A 21,442-nucleotide genomic window follows, 5' to 3' on the forward strand; every position below is an offset into this window, starting at 1 on the left:
CGGGCCGGGTCAGCGCCGGAAGAGGAACAGACCGTAGCGCCGCTCCTGGTCCACCCACTCGGCCTCGGCGCGCAGCCCGTGCGCCTCGACGTCCCGGCGGAACCGGTCACCGTCGAACTTCGCCGAGAAGCCGACATTGATCCCCACCTCGCGTCGCACGTCGAGATCCAGGTCCAGGCCGGGCAGTGCGATCCGGTGGTCGCGCCACGGCCACAACCGCCCCTCGACGACCTCCGCGCCGGGGTCGTAGTGGGCCTGCGCCCGGAAGTCGTCGAGGTCGACCCGGCCGCCGAAGCGATGCGCCAGGTGCGCGAGGTGGTTGAGCCGGAAGTCGGCGAACGCCGACCAGCCCGGCGGATCGTTGTAGCAGGTCTCGAACACCGGCGCGGGCTTGATCAGGTCCGCCGAGACGAGCAGCGCGTCACCGGAGCGCAGGGTCGTACCGATCCGGGCGAGCAACGCGTCCCGCTCGGATCGGGTCGTGTTGCCGATGTTGGCGCCGAGGAACAGCACGGCCAGCGGCGGTCCACCGTCGGCACGCAGCCGATCGAGCCCCGCCTCGTAGCGGCCCCAGAGGCCGGTGACCGTCAGCCCGGGGACGTCGGCCAGGCGCTCGGCACTGTATTCGAGCATCTCCCGGCTGACATCGATCGGCAGGTAGCCGCTGCTCCGGTGCCCCACGCAGGCCTCGAGCAGCAACCGGGTCTTCTTCGCGCTGCCCGAGCCGAGCTCAGCGAGCCGCCCGCAGTCCAGCCGTGCCGCGATGTCGTCGGCATGCCGGTGCAACAGCTCCCACTCGACGCGGGTCAGATAGTAGGTCGGCAGCTCGGTGATCTGCTCGAACAGGTCCGATCCACGGGCGTCATAGCCGAACCACGGCGGGATCCGCGGGACCGTCTCGGTGAGGCAGGCACGCAGGCCGGCGGCGTCGTCCCAGAATGCGGGGCCGGACTCCAGCGCGACGACTCCGGCGCTCACCGGCCGGGTCCCTCCGGCAGTGGCCGGCGCAGGCTGGACCGTCCGGCCGCCCAGCGCTCGAGCAGCAGCCCGCCGAGCCGGTCGCCGAGGAACCCGGCGGCCCGGATCCCGAACACGACGTCCGTGGCGAGGTGGGGCTCGTCGGCGAGCAGCGGGACCAGCACCCCGCGGCGGACGACCTGCTCGTGCACCGCGTCGGCCTCGACGTGCTCGTCGTAGAACCGGATCGCGGCCGGACCGCAGCCGAGCCGGCGCATGCCGCGCACCAACCGTTCGGAGCCGGGCGACGACGTCAGCTCCACCAGCGCGAACTGGCCGACGAGCGCCCCGCGCAGGCTGCGCCGCAAACCACACAGCGACATGAAGTTGGTCTCGGCGAGGGTGCCGCCGGGCACCGCGTCGACGTAGTGGCCGTAACCGGCGGAGAGGTCGAGCTCGCGCATCATCTCCGCGAACAGCGTCGCGTGCATGCGGGCGGCGTCCCCGGCGCCGTACTCGTCGTGCTCCACCGTCATCAGGCCGGCCTTGGCCGCGGCAGGCAGCCGGGGGATCACCCACGCCTGGGGATCGGCCTCCTTCAGGTGGTAGATCGAGCGGTGAGCGACGTACTCGCGCAGCTGCCACAGCTCGCCGCGCCGGTGCAAGTGGTGCGAGACGCCGGTCTCCGCGCCGGGGCCGACCCGTTCGACCAGCAGGTCCTCGACGGCGGTGGCGACGTCGTCGTCGGGCTCGACGTCGGCGCGCAGCGTGGCCAGGAACCGCTCCTCCAGCGCGGTGCGCAGGCCGAGCAGCCGCAGGTCCCATTCGCGGTCGTCGTCGACGCCGACGAAGCCGCGGTAGTGCAGCTCGTAGCAGCAGTGAAGGGCGAGCTGCAGGTCGTCGCCGTAGGGATCGGCGGCCGCGGGGTCGGGCTCCGGTATGGGCTCCCGGCCCCGCAGCAGGGCCAGCACGGCCGCCGAGAGCGGGCCGCGGGCGTCGGGCAGCGGGGCGAGCCCGGTCCGAGCGGCCGGCTCGGCGGCCGCGGCGGTGGGCGTCACGGTCGTTCCTCCTCGCGGACCCGGGTGCGGTGACTGGTGTCGCAGAAGGGCGGTCGGCGGGTCCGGCGGCACGTGCACACGGCGGTGACCGGGCGGTCGGACCGCACCCGGCGCCCGTCCGGCAGCTCGATCTCCACCGGGCCGTGCACGAGGACCGGGCCGTCGTCGGTCAGGGACACCCGGGTCGGTTCAGTCGGCACGACTCGCCTCGGGCACACGGCTGGCCTCGATCACAACGAGATCCTCGGTCACCGCGGCGGGTTCGGCCAACCCGCGCGCCTCGTGCATCGCGGCGCGGGCCCGCATGACCGGGCCGAGCGGGATCCGGATCCGGTCCACGACCCGGCCGGGCAGGCCGTGGCCGGCGAGCCGGTCCAGCGTACGGTCCGCGCCGCAGACGGCGCTGTGCACCATCAGCAGCGTGCCGCCGGGCAGCAGGTGGTCGGCGCCGCCGTCACAGATCCGGTCGATCAGCAGCCGGCCGTCCCGCCCGCCGTCCCAGCAGCGCGCGGCGCGGTGGCGGGGCAGCCGGTCGGTCCCCGACGGGACGTACGGCGGATTGGCCGTGACCAGACCGAATCGGCGGCCCGCGACGGGAGCGAACAGGTCGCCGCGGTGCACGTCGAGCCGGAGCCGGTGCAGCCGGGCGTTCAGCCGGGCGACCTGCACGGCCCGCCGGGACAGGTCGACGGCGGTGACCGACCCGGCGCCGGACCGGGCCGCGGCGAGGGCCGCGACGCCGGTCCCGGTGCCGAGGTCGAGCACGTCCCGCCCGCGGGCCCGGCCGGACCGCTCGATCGTCCGGGCGAGCACGGCACTGTCGGACTGCGGCCGGTAGACCCCCGGCGAGCTCAGCAGGAACGCGGCCATCTCAGGAGACGGTCTCGCGGGCCACCTCGGCATGCCGGGTGCGGGCCACGGTGACGACTCCGCTGCGGTTCTTGTGCAGTTCCTCGTACCGCAGCACGGCCTGCACGTCCTCCGGTGCGTCGAGCCCGCGGACGGCCTCGGCGGCGTCCGGGACCGACAGCGCGTCGTAGTCGGTGACCGGCAGCTCGGCGGAGGTCAGCGCCCCGCGGGCCCGCCGGGTGCCGTGCACGGCCCGGACGGCGTCATCGGCGCCCTCCCGACGAGCGACGTTCTCGGCCCGGTCCAGTGCGGCGTCGAGGCCGGTCCCCAGGATCTCGCCGGTGTCCCGGACGGCGCGCTGCACACCGTCGGTGAGCGCGAACATCGAGCGACGGGCCCGCTCCCCGGCCCGGCTGATCTCGTGTCCGGCCCGGTTGATGCCGTCCGCGGTGACCCGACCGGGCAGCCGGACGGCGTGGGTGATCCCGCCTCGGACGACCTGCAGCGGGGTGGCCCGCAGTGGTGCGGGCCCGCCGACGGCCTCCTCGGCCAGCACGGTGGTCAGCCATTCGACGGTCTCGGTGTGTGCCTCGACCAGCTCGCCCGCCAACCGGTGCACCTCGGCCGGACCGTGCACGGTCAACGCCTGCAGGTAGCGGGCCCGGTCCTGCAGCTGGCGCTCCAGAGCGAGGTCGCCGAGCAGCGCCTCGTCGAACCGCTGGGCCTGCTCGGCCTGGCTCTTCCCCAGCGCGACGATCCGTCCGGCGAGGGTTCCAACGACGTCCGGGACGGCGTCCAGCTCGCGCAGCGCGTCCTGGATCCGGACGAGCCGGCGCTCGGCGCGGCCGGCGTTGTCCTCCAGCTCGCGGCGGGTCCGGTCGGTGCGCGCCTGGGCCACCCGGAGCCGGGCGACCTGGTTCTCGGTGCGGGTCAGCTGCTCCAGGGTGCGCAGCTGGGCGACGACGGCGGGTGTATCGGTCACGAACGACCTTCCGTTGATCTGGTGCGTGCCGGGACGGCATACCCGCCGGAGCGCGGTTCACCCGTGCTCGCGCCGTCCGTACCGGCCGAACATGTCACCGGCGTGCCGCGGCGTGAGCGGCGTGGTGGCGGGTAACCGGCGCGGATGCCCGGTACCGCGCGCGGGACGTGCATCCGGTTCCAAGCCCGGTCTCCGGTCTCGAACCGCTCGGCGTCCTGCGCCACCCTGGTGTCATCGTCACCGTGCGGGACCGGGAGGCGCTGGCCGGCGCCGTCGAACGGCAGGCCGAGGCGAACCGCCGGGACTCGTTCCGCAAGCTGCGGGCCGGCTCGGCGAGCTCCGCACCGGTGACGAGTACGTCGTCCGGGTTCCCGCGCCCTGGAACGGGCCGGTCAGTTCCGGCCGACCGAGCAACCGTTCACCGCGGACCGGGCGAGCGCGACGGCCGCATCGAGTCCGGTCGCCGCGCGGACCCCGGGGGGCAGCGACGTCGAATCCCAGCCGGGTCCGGCGGCCACCACCGTCGGAGTGTGCGGGCGCAGCCTGCTCAACACGGCACGCCGGGCGGTGCGGGTGGTCTGCGCCCAGGCGAACACCGCGGCCGGGCGGGTCTGTTCGGCGGCGTGCAGCAGCGCCGGGGCCGGTACCGACGGGCCGAGCATGCGGGCGGGCACGTAACGCTCGCCGAGCGCCGCGTACAGGGTGTCGAGGGCGAGGGTGTGCTGCTCCCCCGCGACGCAGGCCAGCAGGACCCGCGGCGCACCGCGCGGAGCGGGCGGCGGGGTCGGGAGGCGGCGCAGGCTGGTGATGATGGACCAGGCCAGCGCGCACTCGGCGTCGATGCAGGCGAGGTCGTCGGTGTCGGGGTCCAGCTCCGCGGCGGCGTTCCGGGCCAGGGCCGGGCGGCACAACTGCTCCCAGGTCGCCGACACTCCGCGGGCGGCGAGACTGTCGCCGAGCGTGCTCAGCAGCGTGTCGACGTCGAGCCGGCCCGCTGCACCGAGCAGTGCGTCCAGCTCGTCCGGAGCGACGTCCGCTCCGCGCGTGCCCGGCCCGCCGGACGCCGCCGGAACGCCGGTGCCGACGTCCGGTGTGGCCCGCACGACGGCGCCGCGGTGCTGGTCGCGTGCGACCGCGGCCGCGGTGGCGATCGGCATCCCCTGCCGGGTCAGCCGCCACACGGTGTCCAGCTCGGCGACGTCGTCGTCGGTGAAGCGCCGGTAGCGACCGGGTTCGTGGCCGGCCGGCCCGATCCCGTACCGGTTGCTCCAGCTGCGCAGCGTCGCCGGTGCGATGCCGAGCCGGCGAGCGACGGCGGACACCGTCCACGCCGGCGTGGCGACCCGGTCGACGGCGGGCGACTCGTTCACCCCGCCATCCTCCCCCATCAGATCCGCACCCGCGCCCTGCAACGGCAGCGATGGCTCCGCCAAGCGCAACGCTTGTGCCACAGTTACTCTCCTCTCACGACCACGACGGAGGTGAGCATGGCCCATACAACGCGCCTTCCGAGTCCGGTGGCGGCGCACTGGGACTGGCAACGGTCGGCCGCGTGCCGGGGGATGGACCTCGAGGGCTTCTTCCATCCCTTCGCCGAGCGCGGGCCCGAGTGGCGGCGACGGGAGCAGCGGGCCAAGCAGGTCTGCGACGGCTGCCCGGTACGCACCGAGTGCCTCGAGCACTCGCTGCGGATCGAGGAGCCCTACGGGGTGTGGGGCGGGGTCGGTGAGCGGGAACGGAACGAGCTGATCCGCCGGCAGCGGGCCGCCCGACGGCCCCGCGGCCGGGGGTTCATGAGGAGTGTGGGTGCTCGGGATCCTCGGGCGGCCTCGTCGCCGGGTGCCCGCTGCTGATTCCAGGAGGAGCATGCGGTGATGGCGAACAGGCGACACGGTGAGCAGTGCCGGACCTGCGCGCCGGGACCGCCGTCGGGTGCGGTTCCGGAGGCGCTCGGCACGCGGATCGACGAGGCACTCGACGGGGTGGACCCGGCCGCGCCGCTGTGGTGTTTCGCCGACCAGCTCGGCCCCGCGATCCACGGGCTCGCCCAGCACACCGAGCGCGAGGTCGTGCTGGTCGAGTCGTCGCGCGCGCTGCGCCGGCGGCGGTACCACCGCCAGAAGCTGCACCTGGTGCTCTCGGCGATGCGCCACCTCGATTACGAGCTCGGCGACCGGGCCACCCTGCACCGCACCGCCACCTATCGGGAAGCCCTCGCCGAGGTCGGCCGCCCGGTCGTGGTGCACGAGCCCACCTCGTGGGCCGCGGCGCGGTTCGTCGCCGACCTGCACGAGCAGGGCCTGGTGGCCGCGGTCCTACCGACCACGACGTTCGCGCTGCCCCGCGCCGACTTCGCCGACTGGGCCGGTGCGGCGTCGCGCTTCACGATGGAGACCTTCTACCGCGCGCAGCGCCGGCGCTTCGACGTGCTGATGGACGGTGACCAGCCGGTCGGCGGGACCTGGAACCTGGACCGTTCCAACCGCGAGCGACCGCCCAAGGGCCGGCGCACCCTCGGCGTGCCCGAGCCGTGGTGGCCGCAGGAGGACGACATCGACCGGCGGGTCCGGTCCGACCTCGATGCGATGGACCTGCCGACCGTCGGCGGCGACGGCCCGCGCCGGTTCGCGGTGACCTCCGGCGAGGCCCGCGCGGCGCTGCGCCGGTTCGTCGACCACCGCCTCGAGCAGTTCGGCCCCTACGAGGACGCGGTCATGGCCGGCGACCCGACCATGGCCCACTCGCTGCTGTCGGTCCCGTTCAACCTCGGGCTGCTGCACCCGCTGGAGGCTGTGCGGGCCGCCGAGCATGCGTACCGGGACGGAACGGCGAGCCTGCGCAGCGTCGAGGGGTTCGTCCGCCAGATCCTCGGCTGGCGGGAGTACATCTGGCACCTGTACTGGCATTTCGGCCCGGACTACGAGGCGCACAACGAGCTCGGGGCGGACACGCCGCTGCCCGACTGGTGGACCGGTCTGGATGCGGACGCGGTGCGCGCCGCCTGCCTGTCGCACACCCTGTCCGGCGTGCACGAGACCGGATGGGTGCACCACATCCCGCGCCTGATGATCCTCGGCAACCACGCGTTGCAGCGCGGCTACCACCCCCGGCAGCTGTCCGAATGGTTCGCGACGTCGTTCGTCGACGGGTTCGCCTGGGTCATGCCGCCCAACGTGATCGGTATGAGCCAGCACGCCGACGGTGGCCGGCTCGCGACCAAGCCCTACGCCGCAGGTGGCGCCTACCTCGACCGGATGACCGACCACTGCCGCGAGTGCGTGTTCGACCCGTCCGTACGGGTGGGCGAGAACGCCTGCCCGTTCACCGCGGGCTACTGGCAGTTCGTGCACCGGCACCGCGAGCTGCTCTCGGCCAACCACCGCACCGGACGCGCCGTCGCCCAGATGCACAAGCTGCCCGACCTCGACGCGCTGCTCGAGCAGGAGGCACACCGCGACCGGTTCTGACCTCGCAGGCCACCACCTCCACCCCGGCCCGCGAGGGGCAGGAGTCCGGTCGGACGGAGTCAGCCACTGGGCACCGCGGGCTTGCCAGCGTCGACCCCGCCCAGCCCCAGGCGGGCGGCGTCCCGGTCCGGCCGGACGACCAGCATCGCGGTCAGCCCGCCGAGCACCGCCAGCCCGCCGGCCAGGTCGAAGACGATGCCGAAGCCGGTCACCCGGTCGCCGGCGGCGTCCACGATCGCCCCGCTGAGTACCGGGGCGATGATGCTGGCGATCGACACCACGGCGTACCAGACGCCGAGTGCCGCGCCGCGCTGGCGGGCCGGCACGGTGTCCGCGACGGCCGCCTGGGACAGCGGGGTCTGAGCGTTCCCGATCCCGAAGGCCAGCGCGATCAACGGCAGGACCGCGAACGTGGCGTCGACCCGGGTCAGAAGGATCATGCTGAGGCCGGAGACCAGCGCGAACATGCCGCCGACCACGCCCTGGGCCAGCCGGCGGGACCGTCCGCGCCGGAGCAGCCGACCGGCCAGCGCACCGCCGCCCAGCATGAACAGGATGCTGACGTAGGCGGGCAGGCTGGCCAGGAAACCGATGCTGCTGCGGTCGTAGCCGATGACCTCACCGAGGTAGAGCGGCAGGTAGGAGATGCCCAGCACCAGTCCCCAGTAGACCGCGAAGCCGGAGAACAGGGTGCCCAGCCAGGTGCCGGTGGTGAGCAGCCTGCGGTACGGGATGCGCGGTTCGGCCGGGGCCGCGGTCGTGGCGTCCGGCGCCGGCGAGGTGACCGCGTAGGGACCGTCACCGCCGATGAGCAGCCAGGCGACCACCCAGATCAGCCCGGTGACACCCAGGACGAGGAACGGTGAGCGCCATCCCGCGGCCTCGATCAGCGCGTTCAGCAGCGGCGAACCGATGATCACGCCGAGGCCGGAGCCGACGGTGAGCAGCGCCGCGGTGAACGCGCGTTTGTGCTCGGCGACCCAGGTGAAGGCCACGTGCATGCCCAGCGGGACGCCGGGGCCCTCACCGGCGCCGAGCAGGATCCGGGTCGCCAGCAGCACGCCGAACCCGGCCGCCGGGATCATCACCGGGAGCTGGGCCACCGACCAGACGACGGCGAGGCCGACCAGCAGCCACCGTCCCGGCACCCGGTTGCCGAGGAAGCCGAAGACCACCGCGGAGATGCTGAACAGCAGGTAGAAGGCACTGGAGATGGTGCCGTACTCGGTGACCGTCAGGCCGAGTTCCTCCATCATCGGCGCGGCGACCAGCCCGATGATCGATTTGTCCGCGAAGTTGATCGCGGTGAACAGCATCAGAAGGACGATCACCCATCGCGTCCTGGCCGAATGGGACAGTTTCACGGGTACTCCTGTACTGGCGTCGTCGGCAGTGCGGGACCTGGCGTGATCTTGTCGGCGTGCGGTGACTCGCGAACGCACGGTAATTCGACCGCATTACTCAGACAAGCATTCGCTTCTCCCCTTGCCGTACCAATCGATCTGTCGCAGGATCGGCGTGCCGCTCGACGCCCGGCCCGCCGGGTGCGGGTCCGACCGCCGACGGAGGTGTCAGGTGCAGCAGCGCGGCACACTGCCGACCCGGGGACACGACGAGGTACGGGCCGCGTTGACGGCCCCCGGTGCCCCGTTCGAGACGGTCGAGCTGGGGAACGCCGGAACCCGGGTACGGGCCTGGCGCAACGCCCCGCCCACGCTCCGGGCGATGATCGAGAACGCCCGGGTGTACGCGGACCGGGACTTCCTGGTGCACACTCCGGGGCCCACCGGAGCCCCGGAGCGACTGTCCTATGCGGAGGTCTACCGGCGGGTCGCCGGCCTGGCCCGGGAGCTGGTCGACACCCACCGGGTCCGGAAGGGCGATCGGGTGGCGATCGCGATGCGCAACCTGCCGGAGTGGCCGGTCGCGTTCTTCGCCGCCGCCGCGGCCGGTGCCGTCGTCGTCCCGCTGAACGCCTGGTGGGAGGCGTCCGAGCTGGAGTTCGGGCTGCGCGACTCGGGCGCCCGGGTACTGATCGCCGACCGGGAGCGCCTCGACCGGCTGCACGGCGTGCTGCCCCGGCTCGGGATCGGCGCGCTGGTGGCACGGCCGGGCGGGCCGCTCCCCACCGGGGTGCGCGACCTCGGCGGGATCGCCCCGGCCGACGAGCTGCCGGAGGTCCCGCTCGTCCCCGACGACCCCGCGACGATCTTCTACACCTCCGGGACGACCGGCACGCCGAAGGGCGCGTTCGGCACCCACCGCAACATCTGCGGCAACGTCACCAGCCTCGCCTACTCGGCGGCCCGGGCACTGCTGCGCGGCGGCGGGACCCTCGACGACCTGGCCGCGCCCGCGCCGCCCGGGGTCGCCCTGGTGACCGTCCCGCTGTTCCACGGGACGGGCTGCCACTCGGTGCTGCTCGGGGCCGTGCACACCGGGGCCACCCTGGTGCTGATGCACAAGTGGGATCCCGGTGCCGCGCTGGAGCTCATCGAGCGCGAGCGGGTCACCACGCTGACCGGCGTTCCGGCGATGCTGCAGCAACTCCTCGCGCACCCGGACCTCGACCGCCGGGACACCTCCAGCCTGACCTCGGTCGGCAGCGGTGGGGCACCCGCCGCGCCCGCACTGGTGTCGCGGACGTCGCGGCGGCTGCCCGGTGCGGTACCGGCCAACGGCTACGGCCTCACCGAGACCTCCTCGATGACCACGGCCAACCGCGGGGTCGACTATCTGGAGCGGCCGGACAGCGTCGGGCAGCCGGTGGCGATCTGCGACCTGCGGGTGGTCGACCCCGGCACCGGCGCGGACCTGCCGGCCGGACGGGTCGGCGAGCTGTGGATCCGTGGGGCGAACGTGGTCACCGGCTACTGGAACCGCCCGGACGCGACCGCGGAGGCGATCACCGACGGCTGGCTGCACAGCGGCGACCTGGCCCGGGTCGACGACGACGGTTTCGTCTACGTCGTCGACCGGGCCAAGGACATGCTGATCCGGGGCGGCGAGAACGTCTACTGCGCCGAGTTGGAGGCCGCCGTACACGAACACCCGGAGGTCGCCGACTGCGCAGTGCTCGGGATCCCGGACGAGGCGCTCGGCGAGCAGGTCGGGGTCGTGGTGCAGCTGACGCCGGGCGGGTCGCTGGACGAGGCCGGTCTGCGTGAGTTCCTGACCGGCCGGATCGCCCGGTTCAAGATCCCGGTCCGGCTCTGGGCGCAGGAGGCGGAGCTCCCGCGCAATGCCGCCGGGAAGGTCCTCAAGCACCGGCTGCGGGCGGAGTACGTGCAGACCGGCGTCCCGGACGGGCGGCCGTGACACCCGGCCGGGTGCGGGGCGACGCCGAGCCCCGCACCGACGCCCGGGCGGCCCTGATCGAGGCCGCAGGCCGGCTGTTCGCCGAGCACGGGGTCGAGGTGGTGTCCCTGCGCGAGATCACCCGCGTCGCCGGACAGCGCAACACCACCGCGTTGCAGTACCACTTCACCGACCGGGACGGCCTGCTGCGCGAGGTGCTCGAGCCGCACCTGCGCGAGGTCGGGCAGCGCCGGCACGCGCTACTCGACCAGTACGAGCTGGCCGGCCGTGCGGACCTGCGGGAGCTGGCCGCCGCCCTGGTCCTGCCGCTGATCGCGAAACTGTCCGATCCGGACGGTGGCCGCGCTTATCTGCAGATCGCCGCCGAGCTGCTGGGACGGCCCGATCGCACCCTCACCGACGACTCACCGGCGATGCGGGTGCTGCGCGATCCCGACCGCAGCCTGGTCCGCTGGGTCGACCTGGTGGCACCGCTGCTCCCTCCCGAAGCGGTCGGTCCACCGCTGCACCGCCGGATGGCCGCGATCCGCTTCGCTCACCTGGAGCTGAGCCGGCGGGCCCGGGACGCGCCGCGCGCCGACGACACCCTGTTCACCCACTACCTCGTCGACCTGCTCACCGCCGTGCTGGGTGCGCCGGTGTCCGAGCAGACCAGGCGGGTGCTCGCGCAGCGCGAGGCGACCTAGGCGCGACCTGCTCCGCACGCCGTGGCAGGATCCGGAGGTGCCGTCGGCCGCCCGGGCATCGGCCTGCGCAGCACCCCGGCGTCCGCTCCGCATCGTTCCAGTGGAGGCCCATGTCCGGCGAGAGCGACCTGTTCGGGCTGGCGCGCGACCTGGCCGAGCTGCTCGGCTGCCCGATCACCATCGAGGACCCGGACACCGTGGTCGTCGCGTACGCGGGCGACCACGCCGGCGCGGACCGGACACGGGTCGACACCATCCTCAACCGTCAGGTCCCCATGCAGGTGCGCCGCGCCCTGGACCGGGTCGGGGTCTTCGACCGGCTCCGCACCTCGGACGACGTGGTCGTCGTGGAGCTGTCCGAGCTGGAGATGCGACCCCGGGCCGTGATCGCCGTGCGCGGTGCCGGCGAGCTGCTCGGCTCGATCTGGGCGGTCACCGAGGGCGCACCGACCCCGCAGCAGGAAGCGGCACTGCGCGCGGCGGCGCCTGCCGTCGCGCAGCACATCCGGAAGGCGCGCCGGGAGTCGGACGACGCCCACCGCGCACGGGCCGATCGGCTCGACAGGCTGCTCTCCGGGGGTGAGGCCGCCGTCCGAGAGGCTGGGGAGGCGGCGCTGCCCGGGCCGCTGGTGGCGGTCGCGATCCGCGGCAGCGCCCCCGACCAGCTCGAGCGGGTGGCGAGCGCGCTGACCCTGCACCTGAACGCCGTGGCTCCGCGGTCGGTGTGCGCGGTCCACGACGACACCCTGTTCTGCGTGCTCGCCGCGTCCTCGGGGCGTCGGATCCTCACCGACTTCGTGGAGCGGGTGGCCGGCCGGTCGGCGTTCGTGGCGGGCATCGGCGACGCGGTACCGGCCCACGAGCTGCCCCGATCGGCGGCCACCGCCACCGAGGTGGTCACGGTCCTGCTCCGGCGCAGGCCCGGCACCCGGGTGGCCGATCTCCGCGACGTGTTCGCCGACGTGCTCGTCGACCGGGTCCGCAGCTTCCTCGACACCCACGCCGACGCGAGTCCCCTGCTACGGCTCGAACGCCACGACACCGAGCACCGGACCGAACTCGTGCCCACGGTCGACGCCTACCTCTCCGCCGCGGGCAGCGTCGCGCGCGCGGCGGAGATCCTCTGCGTGCACCCCAATACCGTCCGCAACCGCCTGCACCGGATCCGGGAGGCGTGCGAGGTCGATCCCGACGACCCGGCCACCCGGCTCGCGCTGATGGCCCACCTGGCCGCCCGACGCTCCGACGAGGGTTGTGGGATCCCACAACCCTGACCTTCGCGTCGTGGCCGAAACACCACAGTCGCGGGCGGTGATCACGAGCACACTTCCCTGCATGGGCACTCAGCGGATCGTCGTGGTGGGTGGCGGCATCGTCGGCCTCGCCACCGCCTGGCACCTGGCGCGCGGTGGCGCGGAGGTCTCGGTCGTGGAGCGGCGTGAGATCGCCGCCGGGTCGTCGTGGGGCAACGCGGGCTGGCTCGCTCCGGCCCTGACCCTGCCGCTTCCCGAACCCGCGATCCTCGCGACCGGGATCCGGGCGCTGCTCAGCCCGAAGTCGCCGGTCTACGTCCCGCCGCGGCTGGACCCGAAGCTGCTCGGCTTCCTGGCCGGGTTCGCCCGGCACTGCACCGAGAAGAAGTGGCGACAGGCGCTGCAGGTGTTCATCGCCGCCAACGCCTCCGCGCTGACCGCCTATGACGAGCTGGCCGAGGCGACCGACGCCGGGGTCGAGGAGCCGATCAAGCCGGCGTCGCCGATGCTCGCCGCGTTCGCCACCGAGGCCGACCGCGAGGGCCTGCTCGCCGAGTTCCGCCGGGTCAACACCGACGGCGGCCACACCGACTACACCCCGCTCGACGACGCCGCGGTGCACGAGCTCGAACCGGCGCTCGGCCCCGGCGTGCGCTGCGGCCTGCGCATCGACGGGCAGCGGTTCATCAACCCGGGCCGGTTCGTGCACTCCCTCGCCGACGCCGCCAAGACCGCCGGCGCCGAGATCGTCACCGGCCGGGACGTGGCCGGGATCGACGGCGACGCCGGCCGGCCCCGCGTCCGGTTCACCGACGGCGACGCGCTCGAGGCCGACCACGTCGTGCTGGCCAACGGGGCCTGGCTGAACCACCTCGCCCGCCGCCACGGCGTCCGGCGGCTGGTCCAGGCCGGCCGTGGCTACAGCTTCACCGTCCGGCCCGACTCCACCCCGCGCAACCCGATCTACTTCCCCACCCAGCGAGTGGCCTGCACCCCGCTCGGCGGGCCCGAGGACGGCCTGCGCGTCGCCGGGATGATGGAGTTCCGCGACCCCGACGCCCCGCTCGACCCCCGCCGCGTCGACGCGATCGCCGAGGCCGCGGGGCCGATGTTCACCGGTGTCGACTTCGCCGCCCGCCGCGACGAGTGGGTCGGCTCACGGCCCTGCACCACCGACGGCCTCCCGCTCGTCGGGCGCACCCGCACCCCGGGCGTGCACGTGGCCGGCGGACACGGCATGTGGGGCGTCGCGCTCGGCCCGCTCACCGGGCGTCTGCTCGCGCGCCAGATCCTGCACGGCGAGACCGACCCCGTGCTGCGCAGCTTCGATCCGCTGCGCTGAAGCCGCGGCTCCACGGCTCCCGCGCGCCGCACAGGTCCGGTGTGCACCGCACGAGTCCGGTCCTGTGCGAGGCACACCCACCCTGTGCTGCAAGCAGGACGCACCGGCGGGATCAGGGGGCGGCGGTCGCGCCGAGCAGCCCGTGAACCAGCCACCGCACCTGCGTGACGGCGACCTCGGGCGGCACCGACGGCTGGGTGAGGTGGCTCAGGACGAGCCGCACGATCCCGTCGACGCACGCCCGGAGGTCCTCGGCGGAACCGGCGCGACTGGCGTACAGCTCGGTCATCGCCGTGGTGATCCGCTCGCTCGCCCAGCCGAGCACGGCGTTCGGGCGGGCGGTGAGCAGCGGCAGCAGGCTCTCGCCGCCCGCGCCGTCCGCCGCGAGGATCGCCGTGAGCAGCGCGTTCGTGGAGCCGTCGACGAGTGCGTGCCCGACCGCCGCGACGACCCCCTCGACGGGGTCGGCCGGGTGCTCGCGCAGCCGCGCGAGGATCCCCTCCAGGAACAGCGCGGTCTCCCGGTTCACCATCGCGGCGCCGAGGGCCTGCTTGGTCCCGAGCTCGTTGTAGAGGTGCTGACGGCTGATGCCGACCCGGGTGGCGACGGCGCCCATCGTCAGCGCCGACCACCCCTCGGTCGCGGTGATCTCCCGCGCGGCGTCCAGCGCGCGGTCGCGCAGCAACGCGCGCACGTCCTCCCGGAAAGATGCGGGCTCCGCCACGTGCCGAGACTACATCCAGAGGACGATCGTCGCCCCAGTTGACAAACGGTCTTCGTTTGTCAACGATCGTGAGCGCTCCGGTTCCCCGTCTCCTGGAGGCGTCGATGACGACGACCGAGCCCGCGGACGAGCGGCGGGTGCTGAGCGAGGAGGAGTCCCGGGCGATCCGCCGAGGCGTCCCCGATCCCCGGGTGCCGATGCCCACGGTGGCGCACCCGACGGTGGCGCTGTTCGTCGTGTCGCTGCTGCTGTGGGTCGCGGCGACCTGGTTGGCGCTCGCCGAGACGAGTGCGTGGTGGCTGCTGCTGACGATCCCGGTGCACGCCGCGGTGACGTTCCTGATGTTCACCGTGCTGCACGAGACCGCGCACCTCGCCGCCGGCCGGCTCCGGTGGGTCAACGAGCTCCTCGGCAGGCTCTCCGCGGTGTTCGTCGCGGCCTGGGCGTCGTTCCCGACGTTCCGGTTCGTCCACATCGAACACCACCGCAACACCAACGAGGACTATTACACCGATCCGGACAGCTGGTCGGAGGCCGGACCGCCGTGGCAGCTGCCGTTGCGGTGGCTGACCCAGGACCTGTGGTACTTCCGCTTCTACATCCCGCTGATGCACCGTCGCCCGCGGGCGGAGGTGCTCGAGCAGGTCGGTGTCGCGCTCGCGGTCTCGACCGTGTTCACCGCGCTCGTGCTAAGCGGTCACGGCTGGGAGCTGCTGACGATCTACCTGATCCCACAGCGCCTCGGCACCACCGTGCTCGCCTGGTGGTTCGACTGGCTGCCGCACCACGAGCTCGGCGCCACCGCGGCGTCGAACCGGTTCCGGGCCACCCGGATCCGGGTCGGATGGGAGCGGGTGATGACCCCGCTGATGCTGTACCAGAACTACCACCTGGTGCATCACATCCACCCGACGATCCCGTTCTACCGCTACGTGCAGGTGTGGCGGCGCACCGAATCGGACTTCCTCGATCGCGACGTCCCGATCTCGACGGCGTGGGGCACCGAGCTCTCGCCCGCCGAGTACCGCGCGTGGCGCCGGCTCACCGACCACCTCGACCGCGATGCCAACCTCCCCCACCGCCCGCACCGGCTGCGCGTCGCCGACCTCCGCCGGCTCACCCCCGACTCGATCTCGATCACTTTCGACGTGCCGGACGAGCTGCGCGAGGCGTACCGCTTCGCACCGGGGCAGAACGTGGTCGTCGCGGCCGAGATCGACGGCGAGACGGTCCGGCGCAACTACTCGATCTGCACCGCCGCCGGTTCCGGGGTGCTGCGGGTGGCGGTCCGCCACTGCGCCGGCGGCCGCTTCTCGACCTGGGCCACCACCCGTCTCGCGGCCGGTGACGAGCTGGAGGTCGCTCCCCCGAGCGGCTGGTTCACCCTCACCCCGCAACCGGGCGCCCGTCGCCACCTCGCCGCCGTCGCCGCCGGCAGCGGGATCACCCCGGTGATCTCCATCCTCGCGAGCGTCCTCGACGCCGAACCGGGCAGCCGGGCGACGTTGCTCTACGCCAACCGCGACGCGGCGTCGACGATGTTCGCCGACGAGCTGGCCATGCTCACCCGCCGGTTCGAGGGCCGGCTGACGATCGTCCACCACCACTCCCGGCCGGCACCCGACGCCGGGACGACGACGACCGAGCACGAGGAGGTCCGGCACGGGCGCCTCGACGCCCGGCAGCTGCGCGAGCACCTGCACGACCCGCGCCTGCAGGGAGCCGAATGGCTCCTCTGCGGACCGCCGGAGATGCTCGACCGGACGCAGGCCGTCCTCGACGAGCACGAGGTCCCCGCCGAGCGGGTCCGGCGCGAGCTGTTCGTGGCCCCGGAGGACCAGGTCGACGACGTCGCGCTCGCCGACACCGTCCCCGCCACGGTCGAGGTCACCGTCCGCGGGACCCGGGCGGCGGTCCGCACCGAGGGCACCGCGTCCATCCTCGAGGCGACGCTCGACGCCGGCATCGACGTGCCCTACCTGTGCACCGGTGGGATCTGCGGGACCTGTCGTGCGACCGTCACCGAGGGGACCGTCCACATGCAGCAGAACTACGCGTTGGGCGACGACGAGGTGCGGGCCGGGGCCGTCCTGACCTGCCAGTCCCGCCCGACCAGCCCGGCCGTCGCCGTCGACTTCGACCGGTGAGGCGCGCCGGCCCGGCGGCGGGCACCGGCCGCCCCGCGCCTCCGGCGGCGGCCGGGGACCCGCCGTCCCGGCCCCGCGCGACCGGACTGCGGACTACACCGATCCGCCCGCCACGAGACCGCGGCGCAACCGCCGTCACCGCGGTCGTCCGCCACGGCTACCGGGGGCGACCTCGGAGCGGACCGCCGAGAGCTCGGGCCTGCCCCGTGGTGCCCAGAAGCACCACCGGGCGAACAAGGCCGAGATGATGGCCGGCCGCCCGGTCATCCGCGACGAGGGACGGGGCGCGGCGGAGCGGGACACACCGCGGACCGAATGATCCGACGGTGCCGGCTCACGGCGTCGACCCCACCTCGGCAGGCGGCGCGACGGCCGCGCCCGGACGGAGGGTGAGCGGCAGGAGCGCGCGCACCTCGGAGCGGAGGTCGTCGAGCGCCTCCCGTTCCTGCCCGGACACGTAACGCAGCAGCGCCTGCTGGAAGACGCCGTCGAACATGCCGTAGACGGTGTGCGAGCTCAGCGCCACGTCGGTCCCGGCCAGGTCGGCGACGCGGGTGAGGACCCGCCAGACCATGTCCTCGAGCGTGTGGTCGATCTGCTGGACCGCCTCGCGCAGGCTCTCCTCGAACATGCTCTGCGACCGCAGGTCGTACCAGAGCCGGTGCATCGGCGCCTCGTCGACGATCGTCTCGCACAGCTTGTCGGCGAACGCCGACACCAGCCCGTCGGCCGTCGTCGCGCTGGCGACGACACCGTCGTAGCGGGTGACGCACACGGCCTTGTACTGCCGGACGCCGTAGACGATCAGCTCGAGCTTGTCGCTGAAGTAGTAGTGGACGACCCCGTGACTGAACGGCGAGTTGTTCGCGATCTCGCGCAGCGACGAGCGGGCGTAGCCGAGCTCGCCGAGGGTGCGCAGCGCCGAGTCGGCGAGCGCGCGCCGGCGCTCGTCGTGCTTGTCGATCGGGTTGGCCCGCGCCATGCCACGTCCCTTCTTCCGCCGGCAGGCCCTCACGGTAACCCATCCTCGTGACAGCCGGTCACGAAAATCTTGACAGTCGGTCAGTGAAATCTTGACAGTCGGTCAGGGACCCGCGATGGTGTGCCGACCATCACCGCCGATGAAGGAGTGCCAGTGACTCAGATCGACCTGACCGGACGCACCGCGCTCGTCACCGGGGGCGCGCAGGGACTCGGCGAGGGGATGGCCCGCGCGCTGGCCGACGCGGGCGCGCGGGTCGTCGTCGCCGACATCCAGGACGATCTCGGGACCAAGCTCGCCGAGACGCTCGGTGCGCAGCACGGCTTCGTCCACCTCGACGTCACCGACGACGCGTCGTGGGAGGCCGCCGTCGCGTCCACCGTCGAGCGGTTCGGCGGGCTGGACGTGGTCGTCAACAACGCCGGCCTCGAGGTCACGCAGCTGCTGGCCGACACCGAGCCCGACGACATGCGCCGGATGCTGGACGTGAACGTGGTGGGCACCATGCTCGGCATCAAGCACGCCTTCCGGACGATGCGCCCGGGCGGGTCGGCCGGGCAGGGCGGGACCGTCATCAACGTCGCCTCGGTCGCCGCGACGATCGCCTTCCCGGCGATCGGCGGCTACTCGGCCACCAAGTCGGCCATCGACCGGCTCACCCGGGTCGCGGCGATGGAGTCCGGCAAGCTCGGCTACGGCGTCCGCGTCAACTGCCTCTACCCCGGCCTGATCCCGACCGCGATGGGCCAGAAGCTCGCGGTGGAGACCGCCGGCCTCGGCCTGTTCGAGAGCCCGGAGGCCGCCGTCGGCGCCGTGGTGGAGCTGACCCCGTCGGGCCGGCTCGGCGAGGTCTCCGACATCGCGGACGCGGTGGCCTTCCTCGCCTCCGACGCGTCGCGCTTCGTCAACGGCGCCGGGCTGTCCGTCGACGGCGGCATGGGAATGTGATGCGCCTGACCGACTACCTCGACAAGGGGGCCTCGCTCGATCCCGGCGCGCCGTGCCTGGTCTGCGACGGCGAGGTGGCGACCTACGCCGAGGTGCGGGACCTCGGCGGCCGGGTCGCCGCCGCACTGGCCGCGAACGGCGTCGAGCCGGGTGACCGGGTCGCGATCCTCTCGGCGAACGACCCGACGGCGTTCACCTGCGTCTTCGGGATCAGCCGGGCCGGCGCCGTGTGGTGCCCGATCAACCCGCGGAACGAAGCCGCGGAGAACCGCGAGCTGCTGGAGCTGTTCGGCTGCTCGGTCCTGGTCTTCCAGTCGTCGTTCGCGCCGCTGGTGGACGCGATCCGCGCCGAGCTGCCGCAGCTGCGGACCCTGGTCTGTCTCGATGCCGACCTGCCGTGGGCCACCGGGTGGGAGGCCTTCCTCGCCACCGGGACCGAGCCGGTCGACCGGCACTGCCCGGACGACGTCGCGATGATCGTCGGAACCGGCGGCACCACCGGCCGGCCCAAGGGCGTGGTGCTGACCGGCACGAACATCGAGACGATGACGGCGATCACGCTGATGAGCTACCCGTGGCCACCGGACGGCGGGCGCCCGGTCTACCTGGCGCTGGCCCCGCTCACCCACGCCGCCGGGGTCCTGTGCTTCCCGGTGCTGTGCCGAGGCGGCTCGATCGTGGTCATGCGCAGCCCCGACGTCGGTGGCTTCCTGGACCGCGTCGAAGCGCATCGGGTGACCCACACGTTCCTGCCGCCGACGCTCATCTACATGGTGCTCGACCACCCGTCGCTCGACGGGCGGGACCTGTCGTCGCTGCAGTGCTTCTGGTACGGCGCCGCACCGATGTCGGTGACCCGGCTGGAGGAGGCGCTCACCCGGATCGGGCCGGTGATGGCCCAGCTCTTCGGGCAGACCGAGGCGCCCATGATGATCTCGACGATGGCCCCGGCCGACCACTTCGACGCCGAGGGCTCCATCGCCCGCGGGCGGCTCTCCTCGGCCGGGAGGCCGTCACCACTGGTGCGGCTCGCCATCATGGCCGACGACGGCCGGCTGCTCGGCCGCGGCGAGCGCGGGGAGATCGTCGTGCGCGGCTCCCTGGTCATGCGCGGCTACCTCGACGACGAGGCGGCCACCACGGAGGTCTCCGCGCACGGCTGGCACCACACCGGCGACATCGGCTACCTCGACGACGACGGTTTCCTGTTCATCGTCGACCGGGCCAAGGACATGGTCATCACCGGTGGGTTCAACGTCTACTCCTCCGAGGTGGAGCAGGCGCTGATGGCCCACCCCGCCGTCGCCGACTGCGCGGTGATCGGCCTGCCCGACGACAAGTGGGGTGAGCGCCTCACGGCCGTCGTCGCGCTCCGTCCGGGAAGCGCGCTGGATCCGGCCGAGCTGGCGTCGTTCGTCAAGGCCCGCATCGGCAGCGTGAAGACGCCCAAACAGGTCGAGGTCTGGGCGGACCTCCCGCGGTCGAAGATCGGCAAGGTACTCAAGACCGAGATCCGGAAACAGCTCCTGGAACCCTCGTACTCGTCACACGGGGCGGCGCGATCCGCTCTCCAGAACGGCTAGGAGGCCGTACTCATGAAGCTCGCTCTCTACCTCCCGAACTTCCGCGACAAGGTGACCGTCTCCGAACTGGAGGACCTCACCAGCCTCGCCGAGGACCTCGACTTCGACTCCGTGTGGACGCTCGACCGGATCGTCGTCCCGGAGGCGTCGGACCGCGGGGAGCTGCAGTACTCGTTCGGCATGATCCCGGAGATGCCCAAGGGGCTCCCGGTGTCGTCGCGCGGCGAGTGGCTGCAGGGCATGCCGCTGATCCCGTGGCTGGCGGCGAAGACGTCGAAGGTGCGGATCGGCATGAGCATCATCGACACCCCGTTCCGCTCGCCCGGCGTCCTGGCCGCCGAGATGGCCACCATCGACCACCTCTCGGGCGGCCGGCTCAACGTCGGCGTCGGAGCCGGGTGGATGCCCGAGGAGTTCGCGGCCTCGAGCGCCTCGCACATCTTCCCCAAACGGAACAAGCACGTGCGCGAGACGATCGAGATCATGCAGGGGATCTGGGGCAACGACGTCTTCGAGTACCACGGTGAGTTCGCCGACTTCGATCGCTGCGGGTTCGGTGCGAAGCCGTTGCAGAAGCCCGGTCCGCCGATCTTCTTCAGCGGCCTGAAGGACCCGCGGCGCGCGGCGACACGGATCAGCAAGTACGACCTCGCGGGCTGGATCGGGATCCAGGACTCCCCCGACGACATCGCCCGGTGGCGCGGTGAGATCGGGCGCGAGCTCGGCGAGATCGGCAGCACCCGCTCGGTCGACGACCTCGAGATCAGCAGCATGCTCTGGACCGTGATCACCGACCAAGAGGTCGACCAGTCGCCGCAGGGCAAGGTCACCAACCTCCTGGTGGGCACCGCGGGGCAGATCACCGACCGGCTGAAGGCCTACAAGGAGGCCGGCATGACGATGCCGATGTTCTGGCCGCCGTTCCAGGACGTCCCGGTCGCGAAGACGCTCGACGACCTCAAGCGCCTGAAGGAGGAGATCCTGCCGAAGGTCGAGGCCGCGTAGCCGGATCCTCCGACCCACGAGGGTTCGGCCCCGGCCCTGCTGGCCACGGCCGAACCCGCGTGCGCGGTCGGCGCTGCGCTCGGGTTCTGCCGCTGCGCACAGCTCGCGGCGTGGATGGAGCGAACGCGTCCACCGCGGTCC

19 protein-coding genes are annotated in these 21,442 nt (G+C 73.1%); 10 read left to right on the plus strand and 9 right to left on the minus strand.

Annotated features, from left to right (window positions below):
- Nucleotides 1-9: 9 nt before the first annotated feature.
- The 6 genes from ACLFMI_RS21125 to ACLFMI_RS21150 all read right to left on the minus strand — a co-directional run bounded on the left by ACLFMI_RS21125 (nt 10) and on the right by ACLFMI_RS21150 (nt 5,216).
- Nucleotides 10-978 carry an L-histidine N(alpha)-methyltransferase gene (locus tag ACLFMI_RS21125; protein ID WP_410949655.1) on the minus strand — a complete coding sequence of 323 codons (969 nt, stop codon included), beginning with the start codon at nt 976-978 and terminating at the stop codon, nt 10-12.
- Nucleotides 975-2,015 carry an iron-containing redox enzyme family protein gene (locus tag ACLFMI_RS21130; protein WP_410949656.1) on the minus strand — a complete coding sequence of 347 codons (1,041 nt, stop codon included), beginning with the start codon at nt 2,013-2,015 and terminating at the stop codon, nt 975-977. The genes ACLFMI_RS21125 and ACLFMI_RS21130 overlap by 4 nt, the downstream gene beginning before the upstream one ends.
- Nucleotides 2,012-2,215, minus strand: coding sequence for a CDGSH iron-sulfur domain-containing protein (locus tag ACLFMI_RS21135; protein ID WP_410949657.1), 204 nt, complete (start codon nt 2,213-2,215; stop codon nt 2,012-2,014). Before ACLFMI_RS21135 ends, ACLFMI_RS21130 begins: the two co-directional genes overlap by 4 nt.
- Entirely contained in the window at nt 2,205-2,885 is a 681-nt protein-coding gene (locus ACLFMI_RS21140) for a HemK2/MTQ2 family protein methyltransferase (RefSeq protein ID WP_410949658.1), read from the minus strand. Before ACLFMI_RS21140 ends, ACLFMI_RS21135 begins: the two co-directional genes overlap by 11 nt.
- Nucleotide 2,886: 1 nt before the next feature.
- Nucleotides 2,887-3,846, minus strand: coding sequence for a coiled-coil domain-containing protein (locus tag ACLFMI_RS21145; RefSeq protein ID WP_410949659.1), 960 nt, complete (start codon nt 3,844-3,846; stop codon nt 2,887-2,889).
- A gap of 392 nt (nt 3,847-4,238) precedes the next feature.
- Entirely contained in the window at nt 4,239-5,216 is a 978-nt protein-coding gene (locus ACLFMI_RS21150; RefSeq protein ID WP_410949660.1) for a MerR family transcriptional regulator, read from the minus strand.
- Between the two features lie 117 nt (nt 5,217-5,333).
- On the opposite strand from ACLFMI_RS21150, the gene ACLFMI_RS21155 reads away from it, so the two are divergent.
- Both ACLFMI_RS21155 and ACLFMI_RS21160 read left to right on the plus strand, forming a co-directional pair.
- Nucleotides 5,334-5,699 (plus strand): WhiB family transcriptional regulator, encoded by a 366-nt coding sequence (locus ACLFMI_RS21155; protein WP_410949661.1) that lies wholly within the window; start codon nt 5,334-5,336, stop codon nt 5,697-5,699.
- Between the two features lie 21 nt (nt 5,700-5,720).
- On the plus strand, nt 5,721-7,313 hold the full coding sequence (locus tag ACLFMI_RS21160; RefSeq protein WP_410949662.1) for a cryptochrome/photolyase family protein: 1,593 nt from the start codon (nt 5,721-5,723) through the stop codon (nt 7,311-7,313).
- Between the two features lie 59 nt (nt 7,314-7,372).
- On the opposite strand, the gene ACLFMI_RS21165 is transcribed toward ACLFMI_RS21160, so the two are convergent.
- Nucleotides 7,373-8,644, minus strand: coding sequence for an MFS transporter (locus tag ACLFMI_RS21165; RefSeq protein WP_410949663.1), 1,272 nt, complete (start codon nt 8,642-8,644; stop codon nt 7,373-7,375).
- Nucleotides 8,645-8,888: 244 nt separating this feature from the next.
- On the opposite strand from ACLFMI_RS21165, the gene ACLFMI_RS21170 reads away from it, so the two are divergent.
- From ACLFMI_RS21170 to ACLFMI_RS21185, 4 genes are all read left to right on the plus strand, one after another.
- The gene (locus ACLFMI_RS21170; RefSeq protein ID WP_410949664.1) at nt 8,889-10,631 is read left to right on the plus strand and encodes a class I adenylate-forming enzyme family protein; all 1,743 of its coding nucleotides are present in this window, start codon (nt 8,889-8,891) and stop codon (nt 10,629-10,631) included.
- Nucleotides 10,628-11,317 (plus strand): TetR/AcrR family transcriptional regulator, encoded by a 690-nt coding sequence (locus ACLFMI_RS21175; RefSeq protein WP_410949665.1) that lies wholly within the window; start codon nt 10,628-10,630, stop codon nt 11,315-11,317. The genes ACLFMI_RS21170 and ACLFMI_RS21175 overlap by 4 nt, the downstream gene beginning before the upstream one ends.
- A 110-nt stretch (nt 11,318-11,427) precedes the next feature.
- Entirely contained in the window at nt 11,428-12,591 is a 1,164-nt protein-coding gene (locus ACLFMI_RS21180) for a PucR family transcriptional regulator (RefSeq protein ID WP_410949666.1), read from the plus strand.
- A 37-nt stretch (nt 12,592-12,628) separates the two neighbouring features.
- Nucleotides 12,629-13,912: an NAD(P)/FAD-dependent oxidoreductase gene (locus tag ACLFMI_RS21185; protein WP_410949667.1), complete on the plus strand. Its 1,284-nt coding sequence runs from the start codon at nt 12,629-12,631 to the stop codon at nt 13,910-13,912.
- A gap of 112 nt (nt 13,913-14,024) precedes the next feature.
- Here the strand turns inward: ACLFMI_RS21185 and ACLFMI_RS21190 are convergent, their stop codons facing one another.
- Nucleotides 14,025-14,636, minus strand: coding sequence for a TetR/AcrR family transcriptional regulator (locus tag ACLFMI_RS21190; protein ID WP_410949668.1), 612 nt, complete (start codon nt 14,634-14,636; stop codon nt 14,025-14,027).
- A 104-nt stretch (nt 14,637-14,740) separates the two neighbouring features.
- Here ACLFMI_RS21190 and ACLFMI_RS21195 point away from each other — a divergent pair, with 104 nt between their 5' ends.
- The gene (locus ACLFMI_RS21195) at nt 14,741-16,783 is read left to right on the plus strand and encodes a fatty acid desaturase (protein WP_410949669.1); all 2,043 of its coding nucleotides are present in this window, start codon (nt 14,741-14,743) and stop codon (nt 16,781-16,783) included.
- A gap of 334 nt (nt 16,784-17,117) precedes the next feature.
- On the opposite strand, the gene ACLFMI_RS21200 is transcribed toward ACLFMI_RS21195, so the two are convergent.
- Nucleotides 17,118-17,765: a TetR/AcrR family transcriptional regulator gene (locus tag ACLFMI_RS21200; protein WP_410949670.1), complete on the minus strand. Its 648-nt coding sequence runs from the start codon at nt 17,763-17,765 to the stop codon at nt 17,118-17,120.
- 153 nt (nt 17,766-17,918) lie between these two features.
- Between ACLFMI_RS21200 and ACLFMI_RS21205 the strand changes: the two genes are divergently transcribed.
- From ACLFMI_RS21205 to ACLFMI_RS21215, 3 genes are read left to right on the plus strand one after another with little or no spacing between them, the layout of a single operon-like run.
- Entirely contained in the window at nt 17,919-18,713 is a 795-nt protein-coding gene (locus ACLFMI_RS21205; RefSeq protein WP_410949671.1) for an SDR family NAD(P)-dependent oxidoreductase, read from the plus strand.
- Complete coding sequence (locus ACLFMI_RS21210) at nt 18,713-20,296, plus strand: acyl-CoA synthetase (RefSeq protein WP_410949672.1); 1,584 nt, start codon at nt 18,713-18,715, stop codon at nt 20,294-20,296. Before ACLFMI_RS21205 ends, ACLFMI_RS21210 begins: the two co-directional genes overlap by 1 nt.
- 12 nt (nt 20,297-20,308) lie before the next feature.
- Nucleotides 20,309-21,301: an LLM class flavin-dependent oxidoreductase gene (locus ACLFMI_RS21215; protein WP_410949673.1), complete on the plus strand. Its 993-nt coding sequence runs from the start codon at nt 20,309-20,311 to the stop codon at nt 21,299-21,301.
- The last annotated feature ends 141 nt before the right edge of the window (nt 21,302-21,442 follow it).

The sequence above is a fragment of the Pseudonocardia nantongensis genome, assembly GCF_046546495.1.
Classification (GTDB): Bacteria; Actinomycetota; Actinomycetes; order Mycobacteriales; family Pseudonocardiaceae; genus Pseudonocardia; species Pseudonocardia nantongensis.